The sequence below is a fragment of the Paenibacillus flagellatus genome (assembly GCF_003217775.1).
Lineage (GTDB): Bacteria > Bacillota > Bacilli > Paenibacillales > NBRC-103111 > Paenibacillus_AB > Paenibacillus_AB flagellatus.
This window is the reverse complement of sequence record NZ_QJVJ01000017.1, coordinates 1-13,243: the sequence shown is the minus strand read 5'-3', so window position 1 is coordinate 13,243 and position 13,243 is coordinate 1. Positions and strand designations below refer to the sequence as shown.

The 13,243-nt window shown below is 60.4% G+C and carries 9 protein-coding genes, 1 rRNA gene and 1 riboswitch; all 10 genes read left to right on the top strand.

Features of this window, described 5'->3' with window-relative positions; all coding sequences use genetic code 11:
- The first annotated feature begins 4 nt into the window (after positions 1 to 4).
- Positions 5 to 790 (top strand): ABC transporter permease, encoded by a 786-nt coding sequence (locus DLM86_RS28090; protein ID WP_110843378.1) that lies wholly within the window; start codon positions 5 to 7, stop codon positions 788 to 790.
- A 46-nt stretch (positions 791 to 836) separates the two neighbouring features.
- The gene (gene bcp / locus DLM86_RS28085; protein ID WP_110843377.1) at positions 837 to 1,307 is read left to right on the top strand and encodes a thioredoxin-dependent thiol peroxidase; all 471 of its coding nucleotides are present in this window, start codon (positions 837 to 839) and stop codon (positions 1,305 to 1,307) included.
- A gap of 381 nt (positions 1,308 to 1,688) precedes the next feature.
- On the top strand, positions 1,689 to 3,161 hold the full coding sequence (locus DLM86_RS28080) for a polysaccharide deacetylase family protein (protein ID WP_110843376.1): 1,473 nt from the start codon (positions 1,689 to 1,691) through the stop codon (positions 3,159 to 3,161).
- Positions 3,162 to 3,256: 95 nt separating this feature from the next.
- Positions 3,257 to 4,249: an AAA family ATPase gene (locus tag DLM86_RS28075; protein WP_110843375.1), complete on the top strand. Its 993-nt coding sequence runs from the start codon at positions 3,257 to 3,259 to the stop codon at positions 4,247 to 4,249.
- Positions 4,246 to 5,469, top strand: a complete 1,224-nt coding sequence (locus DLM86_RS28070; protein ID WP_110843374.1) for a DUF58 domain-containing protein — start codon at positions 4,246 to 4,248, stop codon at positions 5,467 to 5,469. Before DLM86_RS28075 ends, DLM86_RS28070 begins: the two co-directional genes overlap by 4 nt.
- Positions 5,456 to 7,783: a DUF4129 domain-containing transglutaminase family protein gene (locus DLM86_RS28065; protein ID WP_110843373.1), complete on the top strand. Its 2,328-nt coding sequence runs from the start codon at positions 5,456 to 5,458 to the stop codon at positions 7,781 to 7,783. The genes DLM86_RS28070 and DLM86_RS28065 overlap by 14 nt, the downstream gene beginning before the upstream one ends.
- A 286-nt stretch (positions 7,784 to 8,069) precedes the next feature.
- Positions 8,070 to 9,608 (top strand): glutamine-hydrolyzing GMP synthase, encoded by a 1,539-nt coding sequence (gene guaA, locus DLM86_RS28060; RefSeq protein WP_110843372.1) that lies wholly within the window; start codon positions 8,070 to 8,072, stop codon positions 9,606 to 9,608.
- A gap of 225 nt (positions 9,609 to 9,833) precedes the next feature.
- Entirely contained in the window at positions 9,834 to 10,991 is a 1,158-nt protein-coding gene (locus tag DLM86_RS28055) for a cation:proton antiporter (RefSeq protein ID WP_110843371.1), read from the top strand.
- Between the two features lie 148 nt (positions 10,992 to 11,139).
- A riboswitch (purine riboswitch) is annotated at positions 11,140 to 11,240 on the top strand.
- A gap of 199 nt (positions 11,241 to 11,439) precedes the next feature.
- Positions 11,440 to 12,816 (top strand): NCS2 family permease, encoded by a 1,377-nt coding sequence (locus tag DLM86_RS28050; protein ID WP_110843370.1) that lies wholly within the window; start codon positions 11,440 to 11,442, stop codon positions 12,814 to 12,816.
- 362 nt (positions 12,817 to 13,178) lie between these two features.
- Positions 13,179 to 13,243: ribosomal RNA gene (locus DLM86_RS28045) — 16S ribosomal RNA — on the top strand; the annotation flags it as partial.

Sequence of the window (13,243 nt, the reverse complement as noted above, 5' to 3'; positions counted from 1 at the left end):
ACCGATGTTCTACGCATCGCTGTTCGTCGATTATTTCGTCAACTACTTAAAACGAAAGCTGACGTACCGGTCCGACTTCTGGATCGAAATGCTGTCGGATTTGCTGTTTCAAGGGATGAACCTCATTTTCATTCTCGTCGTCTTCCTGCATACGCCGCTGCTCGGAGGCTGGTCGCAGGAGCAGGTCGTGTTCATTTACGGCTACTTCATGGTGCCGTACGGCATTTTCGGCTGCTTTTTCAACCTGTGGGGCTTTACCGAGCGCTATATCGTCAAGGGCGAGATGGACCGTATCCTGACGCGTCCGGCGTACAACCTGTGGCAAATCATATTGGAGAACCTCGACCCCGCCTCGCTGTCCGGGACGGTCGTCGGGCTCATCATCATGGGGTATGCGGGAGCGCAGCTCGATTTGGCGCTGGCGTGGTACGATCCGCTGTTGTTCGTCCTGTTTACGGTCGGCGCGATCTTGATCTACGGGGGCGTCTACATTTCGCTGACGTCCGTGTCGTTTTTCTCGGATGCGCCGACGGGCATCCTGCCGCTCATGTGGAACATTCAAAACTACGGCCGGTATCCGGTCAACATTTACAACAAAACGATCAAATTCGTCCTGACGTTCGTGACGCCGTTCGCGTTCGTCGGCTTTTACCCGGCCGCCTATTTCCTGGACCGCGACGAATGGGGATGGGTGGCGCTTTGGACGCCGGTCGTCGGCGTCGTCTTCCTGACGATCGGGCTGTCGCTTTGGAACTACGGCGTCAAGAAGTACCGGGGAGCGGGTTCATAAACGCCGCGGCGAGGCGGCGGTTGGGAAGGAAAGGAGGAGCGCGACCATGGCATCGCTTATTATCGGAGAACCGGCGCCCGAGTTCGCCCTTCCGGCGTCGACGGGCAAAACGATATCGCTCCGGCAATTCGCCGGCAAAAAAGTCGTCCTGTTCTTTTACCCCGAGGACGACACCCCGACCTGTACGGCGGAGGCGTGCGCCTTCCGGGACGGCATCGGCCGGTTCCGCCGGCACGGCGTCGTCGTGCTCGGCGTCAGCCCGGACCCCGTGAAGAAGCATCTGAAATTCGCGGACAAATTCGAGCTGCCGTACCCGCTGCTGTCCGACGAGGATTTGACGGTGTGCCGTCTGTACGACGTCTGGAAGCTGAAGAAGCTGTACGGCCGCGAATATATGGGCGTCCAGCGGTCGACGTTCCTGATCGACCGGAACGGCATTCTCGTACGGGAATGGCGCAACGTGCGGATCAAAGGACACGTGGAGGCGGTTCTGGACGCAGCGAAGGAGTTGGGATGAGTGCTGTCCCGACTCTTTCTTTCGTTTAACGGCTGCGTGCGTTAGGCCGCTCTGCTCAGCGGGCGGGTGCCAGCGGCCGCATCAAGCCTTCGATGCGCCACCGCATGAAGAAGCGGCGCGGACCGACGGGTGACAACGCACGGTCTGTCTCTGTCCCGACCACTCGATCGATACGGAAGCGGAGCGCATATCGCTGCCCCATGCTTCCTGCCCAAGTCTCTTTGACGACTGTTCCGAAATCCCGGCGCCCTTTCGAGGGCGTTTTTTTTGCGTCCAAGTAGGCCTGAGGATTCCCCGGGATCGCGGTCATACTTCCGGGCTCTCTACCATATACTCTATCAGCGGGACGACAAAAGATAGACAACCTATGGAGGGACGCGTATGAGAGCGCATCGGAAACGGCAAAGACGGAAACTGGAAACTGCGATCCAATGGTTGCTCGTATTCGCAATGATGATCGCCGCAGCGCCCGCCGCATGGGCGGAGGCGGCCGGTTCGCCGGCGGGACAAGCGGACGGGGCCGTGTTCGAACGGTTGAAGGCGGGGCAGCGGCAGCAGGTCGCGGCTCGCGAATACGCCTCGGTGGAGCGGCCGACCGTTTATTTGACGTTCGACGACGGACCGAGCGTGCATACGCCGGAGGTGTTGGACATTTTGCAGGAGGAGCAAGTGCCGGCGACGTTTTTCGTGCTCGGTCAGGCGGCGGAAGCCCGTCCCGACCTCGTGAAGCGAATCGTCCGGGAAGGACATGCCATCGGCAATCATACGTATGATCACGTTTACGATACATTGTACGGCAGCTTCGGCGAGTTTTGGAAGCAGGTGCGGCAGACCGATTCGGTATTGGAGCAAAAAGCGGACGTCCGCACGCGGCTGCTGCGGGCGCCCGGAGGCACGAGCACGAATTTCGACGCCTCGTACTTTTATTACTTGGAGACGGCCGGCTACGCGATCTTCGATTGGAACGTCGACAGCGGCGACTCCCGGCGCAGGGGCGTTCCTGCGTCGGAGATCGTGCAGGGAGCGACGAACGTGACGCTCCGCGACGAAATGATCGTCCTGATGCACGACTCCGCAGGTCACGGAGAGACGGTGAAGGCGCTGCCGGACATCATCCGCTTCTATAAGGAGAAAGGGTATGCGTTCGCCGTGCTGACGCCCGACGTCAAGCCGGTCCAGTTCGCGCTCGGCAAGCTGAAATGGAAGCGGAGCGTCGACTTCGCCGATTTCGCGCGGTGGACGTTGGCGGCTGGCGAACGTGCGGCCGGCTGGCCGGACGAAATCGCCCGCGTCGCGGCCGAATCGGCGGCTCCCGACCGGGAAAGCGAGCGGCGGCTGGAGCGGCAGGGACAGCTCGCCGCGGAGGAATCCGCGAAGGCGCTTCAAGCGGCCGCGCCTCCGCTCGAGCTGGCGCTCGGAGCTTCCAAGCTGAGCTTGCCGGGGGCCGAATATCGGGTCGAGAGCGGAAAGCTGTACGTGCCGCTGCGCAAAGTGGTCGAATCGATCGGCGGAACGGTCCGGTGGGAGGAACGGAACCGCCAGGCGATCGTCCAGTACGGCATGTACCGGGCGGTCTACGACTTGGCTCACCGTTCCATCGCCGTAACCGCTCCGGGTAAAGCGGCCCAAACGTTCGCCCTCGCCGACATGAGCTTGACCGACAGCAAGCTGATGGTGCCGCTGCGAACGGCGGTCGAGCTGCTCGGCAGCGAAGTGAGCCTGTACGCGATGGAGGGCGACAAGCGGGAGGTCCGCGTGCTCGTCCGGGACGGGTACGGGCTGGCATTGGCGCCGCGAGCTCCCGTCGAAGGGCTGTTCTCGGCGAGAATGCTCGCGCATGCCGACCAGCCCTGAATATTTCAACTTCCTATCGAATCGAAGTCTAAATAGCTAGAACGAGGGGAAAACTGGAAACTATCAACGTACGTATCGATAGGAGGTTTTCCCGTATGCCGCAAGGGCGCAGCGCTTCGCTGCCGTTCGACACCCCGCAGTCCTTCATAGAACGGATCGTCTATCATGTCGAGAAGGCGATCGTCGGAAAAAGAGAGAGTATCGAATCGGCCGTCGTCGCTTTTTTGTGCGGAGGCCACATTTTGCTCGAGGACGTGCCGGGTGTCGGCAAGACGATGCTCGTCCGGGCGCTGGCCAAGACGGTGGGCGCTTCGTTCAAGCGGATTCAATGCACGCCCGATCTGCTTCCGTCCGACGTGACCGGCGTTTCGATTTACAATCAGAAAACCGGCCAGTTCGAGTTTCGCCCCGGGCCGGTTATGGCGAACGTCGTGCTGGCCGATGAAATGAACCGCGCATCGCCGAAGACGCAATCGGCGCTGCTCGAAGCGATGGAAGAGAAGCAGCTGACCGTGGACGGGGAGACGTACCGGCTGCCGGAGCCGTTCGTGCTGCTGGCGACGCAAAACCCGATCGAGCACGAAGGAACGTTTCCGCTGCCCGAGGCGCAGCTGGACCGGTTTTTGCTGAAAATCCGGCTCGGCTATCCGGAGGAAACCCACGAGGTGGATATGCTGGGACGGCTGCAGGACCGGCACCCGCTCGACGAGGTGAAAACGGTGCTGCTCCGGGAGGAATGGGCGAGCCTGCAGCGGGACGTGCGCCAAGTCCACGTCGAGGATACGCTCAAGCAATATATCGTCCGGCTGTTGTCGGCTACGCGCGCGCATCCGGACGTTGCGCTCGGGGCGAGCCCCCGCGCCTCGTTCGCGCTTATGCGCGTCGCGCAGGCGAAAGCCTATTGTGCGGGTCGCGGGTACGTCGTGCCCGACGATATCAAGAGCATGGCCGTGCAGACGATCGCCCATCGTCTCGTGCTGCACCCGGACGCCCGCTACACCGGCAAAACGGCGGAGGCCGTCGTCAAGCAGCTGATCGCGTCCGTACCGGTCCCCGCTGTGCGCGCGGCGTCGGGTGGCTCGTTATGAAAAAAAGGATGAGCTGGGGAAATTTCGCCGCCGTCGCCGTGCTGTGCTCGGGTTCGTATGCGCTGTACCTTTGGCGCGGAGGGTTTTCGTCTTCGTTTCTGAGCTGCGGGACGGCTATGCTACTCGCTCTCTCGCTCGGGTCGATGCTGTTCGGGCTTCGCCGTCTTCGGGCCGAGCGGCAGCTGCCGCAGACCCGGTTTTTCGCCGGGGACGACGCCTTCGTCACCGTGACCGTTCGGCGCGGCGGCGTTTTGCCGGCCGGCTGGATCGTCGCCACCGACGTCTGGACCGACGGAACGGAGGATTACCGGTACAGCCGGCTGTTGTTTCCCGGCTGGCGATCCGTTGTCCGGTTCCGCTACAAGCTTGGCCGGCTGGGACGGGGACGGTACCGGTTCGTCCGGCTCGAGCTGGACGCCGGCGACTGGGTCGGCTTGCTGCGCAAACGGATCGTCATCCCGGGAGGCGACGAGTTCGCCGTCTATCCGAAGCCGATGCCGCTTGACGCCGTCTTTCGCGGAGCGTCGTCCGAAGCGGGCAGGTCTGTTGCGCCGATCCGGCCGGACGTTCCGACGACGCCGGTCGTGACCGGCATTCGCCACTATGCGGCGGGCGATCCGCTGCAGCGTATTCATTGGAAGGCGACGGCTCGAACCGGCTCATTGAAGACGAAAACGACCGATTCGATCGAAGCCGAACGGCTGGCCGTCGTGCTGGACGGGTCGCGGGTCGGATTCGCCGGACCGGAGGAGGGACGGTTGTTCGAAGCCGGCGTACGGGTCGCCGCCGGTCTGCTGGAATGGGCGGTCCGGAGGAAGGCGGCCGCCAGCCTGCGCGTCGGGAGCGATCCCGCGATGAGCCTGCCGCTCGCTTGCCGTCCCGACATGACGGAAGCGTACGAGCTGCTCAGCCGCGCTCGCACGGGGGACGCCGGGAGCGGAGCGGAGCCGCTGCTGCGCGAGTCGGCCTCCTGGCCGGCCGATTGCGCGGCGATCTACATCACCGCGAATCCGGACGAGTCGCTTGTCCGTGCCGCGAGGCTGCTGCGGGCCGCCCGCCGTCCGGTTAACGTTTGGATCGTTCAAGGCGAAAAGCCGCTTACGCACCGGCAAAGACATATGATGCGCGAGCTGGAGACGGCCGGCTGTCCGGTTACGGTGCTCCAATCGCCGCGAACGCCGCTGCCGCTTCCGGGAGGTGCCGAAGATGTTATCGCCTGAACGTTCGCCGTTTCGGGAAGGCGTCGCTGCGGTTCTTTTGTACGCCTTATTGATCGAATGGCTGCGCCCGCTGCTCGATATGGCGGAGTGGAGCGGAGTATACCGGATCGGGCCGTTTTTGCTGGCTTTCGCCTTGTTCGTCGCCGTCGATTGGTCGCGCCTGCCGCCGTGGATCGGCTGGCCGATCAAGCTGCTCGTCTGTATCGGGATGGTCGGGTATTTATTCGATGCCGCCACGTTTCCGAATCCGGCTTGGCTGGCTCGTCACTTCGAGCTGACGTTGAAGGACGCGGTCGCGATCGCCGACGCGGATTACGGGGCGTTCAGCGGGGAGAACCGAACGCTTCTGTTTCTGCTCGGCTGGTCGATGATGATTTCCGTCATCTATGCGTCTGTCGTGGAGCGCCAGCATGCGCTCTGGTTTGTCGCGGCGACGCTTCTCTACCTGCTCGGACTGCAGCTGTGGCCGGGCGTGAACACGTCGGGGGCGATCATCCGCACGGTATGGTTCGGCTTCGTCTTGATGGGCTTGCTTCAATTTTCCCGTCTGGAGAGCCGGTTCGCGCTGCGGCGGCGTCTCGCCGGCTGGCCGATCGGCTGGCTCGTCTCCGTTCCTCTGCTGCTGGCCGCCGTCGTGGCGGCCGGGCTGTGGCTGCCGCCGCAGCAGCGGACCGGCGTCATGAAGCCGCTCGACACCGGCGAGCTGATGGCTCGGCTCGGGTCGTGGAGCCCTATTGCGGGCGGTGGAGCGGCGCCGGTTTCGGTTATCGACGCGAGCGCGCAAGAAACGTCCGGCCCGAACGACGTCGCGTTGACGGGCTACGGGGAGGACGACACCGTTCTCGGCGGTCCGGTGCGGCCGGACGATTCGGTCGCGTTTATCGCCCGGACCGAGAGGTCCACCTATTGGCGCGGGGAGACGAAGACGTTTTACACCGGCAAGGGCTGGGAGAACGGTGACGTCGTTGCGGGAGAGAGGCGTATCGAGCCCCAACCGAGGGCGACCGATTCCATCGTGCAGGAAGTGACGGTGCTCGATCCGCGGGCGGCTGGCCGCCTGTTCGCGGGTGGGACGATTGAGAAGGTCGAAGCGATCGCGACCCGGAGCGGCAAGCCGCTGCCGCCTGAGGAAGTGCTCACGGGCGGCGACGGCGCTTACGTCGTCTCGAGCCCGGATCCGCGCGATCCGGTAGCCTTTTACCGGCTGCAGGTTTCCGTGCCGAGGACGGATGCCGGTTGGGACGTATCGCCCGCGGCCGCCCTCGGTGAGGGCGCACCCGCGGACGCGGAATGGGCGGGACCCGACCGGGAGACGTTCGCGGCCGAGCTGCAGCTTCCTGCGACGCTGCCGACCCGGGTGCAGGCGTTGGCGGAGACGATCGCATCGGGGCTGACGAGCGATTATGCCCGCGCCTCGGCGATCGAGACGTTTCTGAAATCCAACTACGCGTATAGAATGGACGTGGCCGAGCTCCCGGCGGGAGCCGACGATTTCGTCGACTCGTTTTTGTTCGAAAGCAAGGAGGGCTACTGCGACTACTTCTCGACGTCGATGGTCGTCCTGCTCCGATCCGCGGGCATCCCCGCCCGATGGGTCAAAGGGTTTACGCCGGGAGAGGCGATCGAGGACGCGGGCGGGAGAAGCGAAGACGGCATGACGCTCGTTCAAGTGCTGAACCGGAACGCGCATTCGTGGGCGGAAGCTTATATCGAGGGTCGCGGCTGGGTCGCATTCGACCCGACGCCGAGTGCCGCCGCCTCGGCCGCACCGGAAAGCGTCGTGGCCTCGCTTGCGCCTGTTGCTGCAGGCGCTGCGGGGAATGCGGCGGGGGCGGCTTCCGCAGCCGGAGCTGCGGAAGTAAGCGCGGGGCGGCCATGGGATGCCGCCCTAACGAACGTTCGCGCATGGTTGGAGCAGCAACCGGCCTCCCGGTTGGCGCTGATTGCAGCGGGCGCACTTCTGCTGCTCGTTCCGCCGCTGCTGTACGCGCTGCTCCGCCGCCGTCCGACGGCCGTCGCGTTCGCCCCGCACGGCGGCCCGTACTCGCACGAGTACGCCCGCGGCAGACGCTCCGCCTCGACGCGCGCGTTCGACAGGCTGTGGCGCCGGCTGTTCGCCAAGCTCGGCCGCAAGCATCCCGGCCTCACCGTCCGCGAGTACGTCGACGCGCTGCCGCTGGCCGAGCCGGACAAGCGCGAGGCGCTGCGCGACTTCGTCCGGCAGTACGAGGCCGTCCGGTACGGCGGCGCGCCGGCGCCGCGCTCCTCGAGGCGGAGCGCCAAGGAGTTTTGGCGGCGGATCGGGCGCACGTAGTTAAATTTTCATTTGAAGCACTCCCAGTAGCATAAGCGATCTAGGGAGTGTTTTTTTCGCGGCCGGAATCAAGGTTGTTAAAATGAATGATGGGACAATTAGCCAAAGGCTGTATCAATTAAATGAGAGAACAGTATTGAGAGCCGCAATTTTTTTTGGAGGGGGCGTACGGGGATCGGAACCGGAAATAAACTCCGGTTCCTTTTTCCTTGACCTTGTCTTCCGCGCTTTTATATAATGAAAGCTAAATGAAAACGGAAGCGCAAACCGCTTCGAGGAGGCTTTTATGAGCAAGCCGAACGAAATGATCGTCGTTCTTGACTTCGGGGGACAGTACAACCAACTGATTGCGCGCCGTATACGCGATTTGGGCGTGTACAGCGAGCTGCTGCCCTACAATACGTCCGTGGACAAAATTCGCGAGCTGGCGCCGAAAGGGATCGTCTTTTCCGGCGGGCCTGCGAGCGTGTACGAGGAAAATGCGCCGAAGGTGGATCCGGCGATCTACGAGCTGGGCTTGCCGATCATGGGCATTTGCTACGGCATGCAGCTGATGGCGTACCAGCTGGATGGCAAGGTCGAAAAATCGAGCAAGCGCGAGTACGGCAAAGCCGACGTCGAATTTACGGAAGGCTGCTATCTCGTGCAAGGACTGGAGCGCAAGCAAACGGTCTGGATGAGCCACGGCGACCACGTGTCGGTACAGCCGGCCGGCTTCGTCGTCGACGCCAGCACGGAGCATGCGCCGGTTGCGGCGATGAGCCATCCGGAGAAGAAGTTTTTCGCCGTCCAATTTCATCCGGAAGTACGCCATTCGGTGTACGGCAACGAAATGATCCGCAACTTCCTGTTCAACGTGTGCGGCTGCGAAGGCAACTGGAGCATGGAGACGTTCATCGAAGATACGATCCGCGAAATCCGCGATCAGGTCGGCGACCGCAAAGTGCTGTGCGCGCTGAGCGGCGGCGTCGATTCGTCCGTCGTCGCGATTCTGATCCACAAAGCGATCGGTCCGCAGCTGACCTGCATGTTCATCGACCACGGCCTTCTCCGCAAAGGGGAAGCCGAAAGCGTCATGGAGACGTTCGTCGGCAAATTCGACATGAAGGTCGTCAAGATCGATGCCCGGGAACGGTTCTTGTCCAAATTGCGGGGCGTCTCCGACCCGGAGCAGAAGCGAAAAATTATCGGCAACGAATTTATTTACGTCTTCCAAGAGGAATCGGCGAAGTTCGACGACTTCGATTTCCTCGCTCAAGGTACTTTGTACACCGATATTATCGAGAGTGGTACGGCTACGGCGCAGACGATCAAGTCGCACCACAACGTCGGCGGGCTGCCGGAGGACATGAAGTTCAAGCTCGTCGAACCGTTAAAGGCCTTGTTCAAGGACGAGGTTCGCAAAGTCGGGGAGGAGTGCGGACTGCCGCCGGAAATCGTCTGGCGTCAGCCGTTCCCAGGGCCGGGGCTCGCGATTCGCGTCTTGGGCGAGGTGACCGAGGAGAAGCTGCATATCGTGCGCGAATCCGACGCCATCCTGCGCGACGAGATCGCCAAGGCCGGGCTGAACCGCGAGATTTGGCAATATTTCACCGCGCTCCCGAACATGAAGAGCGTCGGCGTCATGGGCGACGGCCGGACGTATTCGCATACGGTCGGCATCCGCGCCGTCACGTCCATCGACGGGATGACGGCCGATTGGGCCCGGATTCCGTACGATGTGCTCGAGCGCATCTCGAACCGGATCGTCAACGAAGTGGAGAACGTGAACCGCGTCGTGTACGACATTACGTCCAAGCCGCCGGCGACGATCGAGTGGGAATAAGACGAGAGCGGCCGGGGGCGGAACGTTTTGTTGAAACCGTCCCTTCGTTCTTTCGTATAGTAACGCAAAGAATGCCCTAGAACCGAATACGTTTTTTTCGGAGGAGCCTGTCACCAGGGCCTTGCCATGTCCAATTGGCAAAGTCGTGGTCGACGGGCTCCTTTTTTGCGTGTCGTTTCGGGCTTTTGCGCATTCTAAAGTAAAGAAAGAAGAGGTGGAATCGAGATGCTTCTTTTTCAACTGGCCGTTATTTTGCTTGCATCCAAAATCGCCGGGGATATCAGCGTCAAGCTCGGGCAGCCTTCCGTTCTGGGCAAGCTTCTGATCGGCATCGTCCTTGGCCCGTCCGTTCTCGGGCTCGTAAACAGCACCGATATTTTACAGGAGCTCAGCCAAATCGGCGTCATTCTGCTCATGTTCATAGCCGGTTTGGAAACGGATGCGGACCAGTTCCGGAAAACCGGCAAGGCGTCGACCTTCGTCGGTATCGCCGGAATTGCCGTTCCTTTCGCTTGCGGGTACGGAGCGGGCATGTTGATCGGGCTTTCGGCCACGGAGGCGATTTTTTTGGGCTTGCTGCTCTCCGCCACCAGCGTCAGCATCTCGGTCCAGGCGTTGAAGGAAATGGGGCGATTGAAGTCGAAGGAAGGGGCGACGATACTCGGGGCGGCCGTCATCGACGATATATTGGTCATCGTCGCGCTCGCTTTCGTCATGAGCCTGGTAGGCGGCGGGGACGTCAGCCTCGGTACGCTTGTTTTGAAGAAAGCGGCGTTTTTCGCCGTCGCGATCGTGCTCGGATGGAAGGTCGTGCCTTGGGTATTGAAGCGGTTCGCCCCGCTCCGCGTCAGCGAGGCGGTCATTTCCGCCGGGCTCATCATTTGCTTCTTGTTCGCTTACTTGGCCGAATATGCGGGCGTGGCGGCGATTATCGGCGCCTATGCCGCCGGCGTAGCCATCAGCCTGACGTCGTTCAAGCATGAGGTGTTCGAGAAGGTCGAGACGATCGGGTATTCGATATTCGTTCCCGTGTTTTTTACGTCGATCGGGGTAACGGCCGAATTTGCCGGAATCGGCGGGAACGTCGGACTGATTGCAGGATTGAGTGTGCTGGCGATCGCGACCAAGCTGATCGGTTCGGCGCTCGGCGCGAAGCTGTCCGGCTTCGGCTGGAAGCTTTCGTTCGGCATCGGCGCGGCTATGGTATCGCGGGGAGAAGTCGCGTTGATCATTGCCGCGATGGGCTTGGAGGCGAGCCTGCTCTCCCGGGACATGTTCGCGGTAATAGTGGTGGTCGTACTGGTCACGACGCTCATTACGCCGCCGCTGATGAAGCTGTTTTTGAAGCCGTCTCCCGCAAACGAAGCGGAAAAAACGGGATAATCGGGGCGAGGGAAGGGCCGGACGCCGATAGGCGATCCGGCTTTATGCTATTAATTTGAAAACGCATACTTCCGAACGAATCTAAATATTTTTCGTTTAACGTTCGCCTTTCCTGTTGACAACGTTCGACAGTCGCCTTTACAATATGGGAAGAATAACATATTGATTTCGTATATTCTCAAGAATTGGCTTGAGAGTTTCTACAAGGTCACCGTAAATGATCTGGCTACGAATCGGGTATCGTATGAAAGCAGGCCGCGTTCTCGCACCGGACCGGCTCGCTGCATAACGTTTCCCGGGAGTGGAAACCTAGACGTTGATTCTGTGGATCGTCTTAGGTTTTTTTTGCTGTTTGCAGCCGCTCCGCCCGAATGCATCTTCGCCGAATTCGTTTCGGCGGGAGCTTTTGTTATTCCCAATAAGCTTGTTTAGGAGGAATAGTAAAAACATGGATCGCTTCTTTAAACTGAAGGAGAACGGAACCACGGTTCGGACCGAAGTCATTGCGGGTTTGACCACTTTTATGACGATGGCGTACATTCTGTTCGTCAACACGCTGTTTCTGGGCAAGAACGGTGCGGGAATTCCGGATGAGGGCGTCTTTTTCGCCACGGCGGTCGGTGCGGGCTTGGTTACGCTGCTGATGGGCTTGTTCGTCAACATACCGGTCGCGCTTGCTCCGGGTATGGGCTTGAACGCTTACTTCATGACCGTCGTCCTGTCTTCCAACGGCAAAATCAGCTGGGAAATCGCGCTGGGCGCCGTTTTCCTGTCGGGGATCATCTTCATTATCCTGACGGTGACCAAAGTGCGTCAGCTGCTGCTTACCGCCGTGCCTCACAATTTGAAGGTCGCGATTACGGTCGGCATCGGGCTGTTCATTACGATTATCGGGGCGAAGCTGGCCAATATTATGATGGTCAGCGTCAATCCGGGAACGGACGTCAACAAGACCCCCGTACTGAACTCCAACCAGTTCAACATCGTGCTGGGCGATTTCATACATAATAAAGATACGGCGCTCGCACTGATCGCGCTTCTCTTGATCGCGATCCTGATGGTGCTGCGCGTGAAGGGCGCTTTGCTGATCGGCATCGTAGCCGCTACGATTATCGGCATTCCGATGGGCGTGACGAACGTCAAAGGACTAGGCAGCGCCAGCTGGATTCCTTCCTTCGACAACTTGGCGGTCGGCAAGCTCGATATTGCCGGCGCGTTCGGTGTAGGGATTATCGAGATCATCTTGATCTTCACCTTCGTCGAGCTGTTCGATACGTTCGGAACGCTCGTCGGTACGGCGAACCGCGCCGGATTGTTGAAAGACAAGGCGAAGGGCGAGAAGACGGTCGGCAAAGCGATGCTCGTCGACGCCGCGGGCGTCAGCACGGGCGCTCTTCTCGGCACGAGCACGATTACGGCTTACGTGGAAAGCGCCAGCGGGGTAGCCGAGGGAGGACGTACGGGCCTTACCGCCGTTACGACGGGCGTCCTGTTCATTCTCGCGCTGTTCATCGCGCCGCTTGCCCTGATCGTGCCTTCGGCCGCTACGGCCCCGGCTCTCATCATCGTGGGCGTGCTCATGATGGCGCAAGTGAAGGAGATCGAGTGGGACAACTTCCTTGAAGCGTTCCCGGCGTTTTTGACGATCGTCATGATGCCGTTCACGAACAGCATTGCGAACGGAATTTCGTTCGGTCTCGTATCGTACACGATCCTGGCCGCGATCAGCAATATCGTGTCCTCGAAAAAGATCAAAATTCATTGGCTGCTATGGGTAATCAGCATTTTGATCGTTGTTCGCTACATGTTCCTGGGCGTTCATTGACGTTCTTTCTTTTGCGTAAGCGTCGGCTTTTGCCGGCGCTTTTTTCGTTGTATCCGGGATTGGCCGAATGTTCCATTTGCATTCGTCGTACAGATTTGGTATATTTGTTTTCGCCGCTTCAAACGGCATGAGGCTATCGACCAAAAGATGGCTGAAAAAAAGACTTGCATTCGAATGGCCGAATGTGATATCTTATAAAAGTCGCCGCTCGGAACCCCGATCGAAAGGGTAACGGGACGACGGCAAGCAAGACAAGCTTTTGCTCCTTGAAAACTGAACAACGAGCGTGCAAGTGCGGTTTCGCAAGAGACCACAACAAGTCAGTACGAATTGAGCAATCAGCTCATCCAATAAGCAGTACCTTTTTGGAGAGTTTGATCCTGGCTCAGGACGAACGCTGGCGGCGTGCCTAATACATGCAAGTCGA

Excerpts from the sequence above, each read along its gene's own strand:
- DLM86_RS28090 (WP_110843378.1), top strand. The coding sequence starts at position 5 with ATGTTCTACGCATCGCTGTTCGTCGATTATTTCGTCAACTACTTAAAA.
- guaA (WP_110843372.1), top strand. The coding sequence starts at position 8,070 with ATGAGCAAGCCGAACGAAATGATCGTCGTTCTTGACTTCGGGGGACAG.
- bcp (WP_110843377.1), top strand. The coding sequence starts at position 837 with ATGGCATCGCTTATTATCGGAGAACCGGCGCCCGAGTTCGCCCTTCCG.
- DLM86_RS28075 (WP_110843375.1), top strand. The coding sequence starts at position 3,257 with ATGCCGCAAGGGCGCAGCGCTTCGCTGCCGTTCGACACCCCGCAGTCC.
- DLM86_RS28080 (WP_110843376.1), top strand. The coding sequence starts at position 1,689 with ATGAGAGCGCATCGGAAACGGCAAAGACGGAAACTGGAAACTGCGATC.
- DLM86_RS28065 (WP_110843373.1), top strand. The coding sequence starts at position 5,456 with ATGTTATCGCCTGAACGTTCGCCGTTTCGGGAAGGCGTCGCTGCGGTT.
- DLM86_RS28050 (WP_110843370.1), top strand. The coding sequence starts at position 11,440 with ATGGATCGCTTCTTTAAACTGAAGGAGAACGGAACCACGGTTCGGACC.
- DLM86_RS28070 (WP_110843374.1), top strand. The coding sequence starts at position 4,246 with ATGAAAAAAAGGATGAGCTGGGGAAATTTCGCCGCCGTCGCCGTGCTG.
- DLM86_RS28055 (WP_110843371.1), top strand. The coding sequence starts at position 9,834 with ATGCTTCTTTTTCAACTGGCCGTTATTTTGCTTGCATCCAAAATCGCC.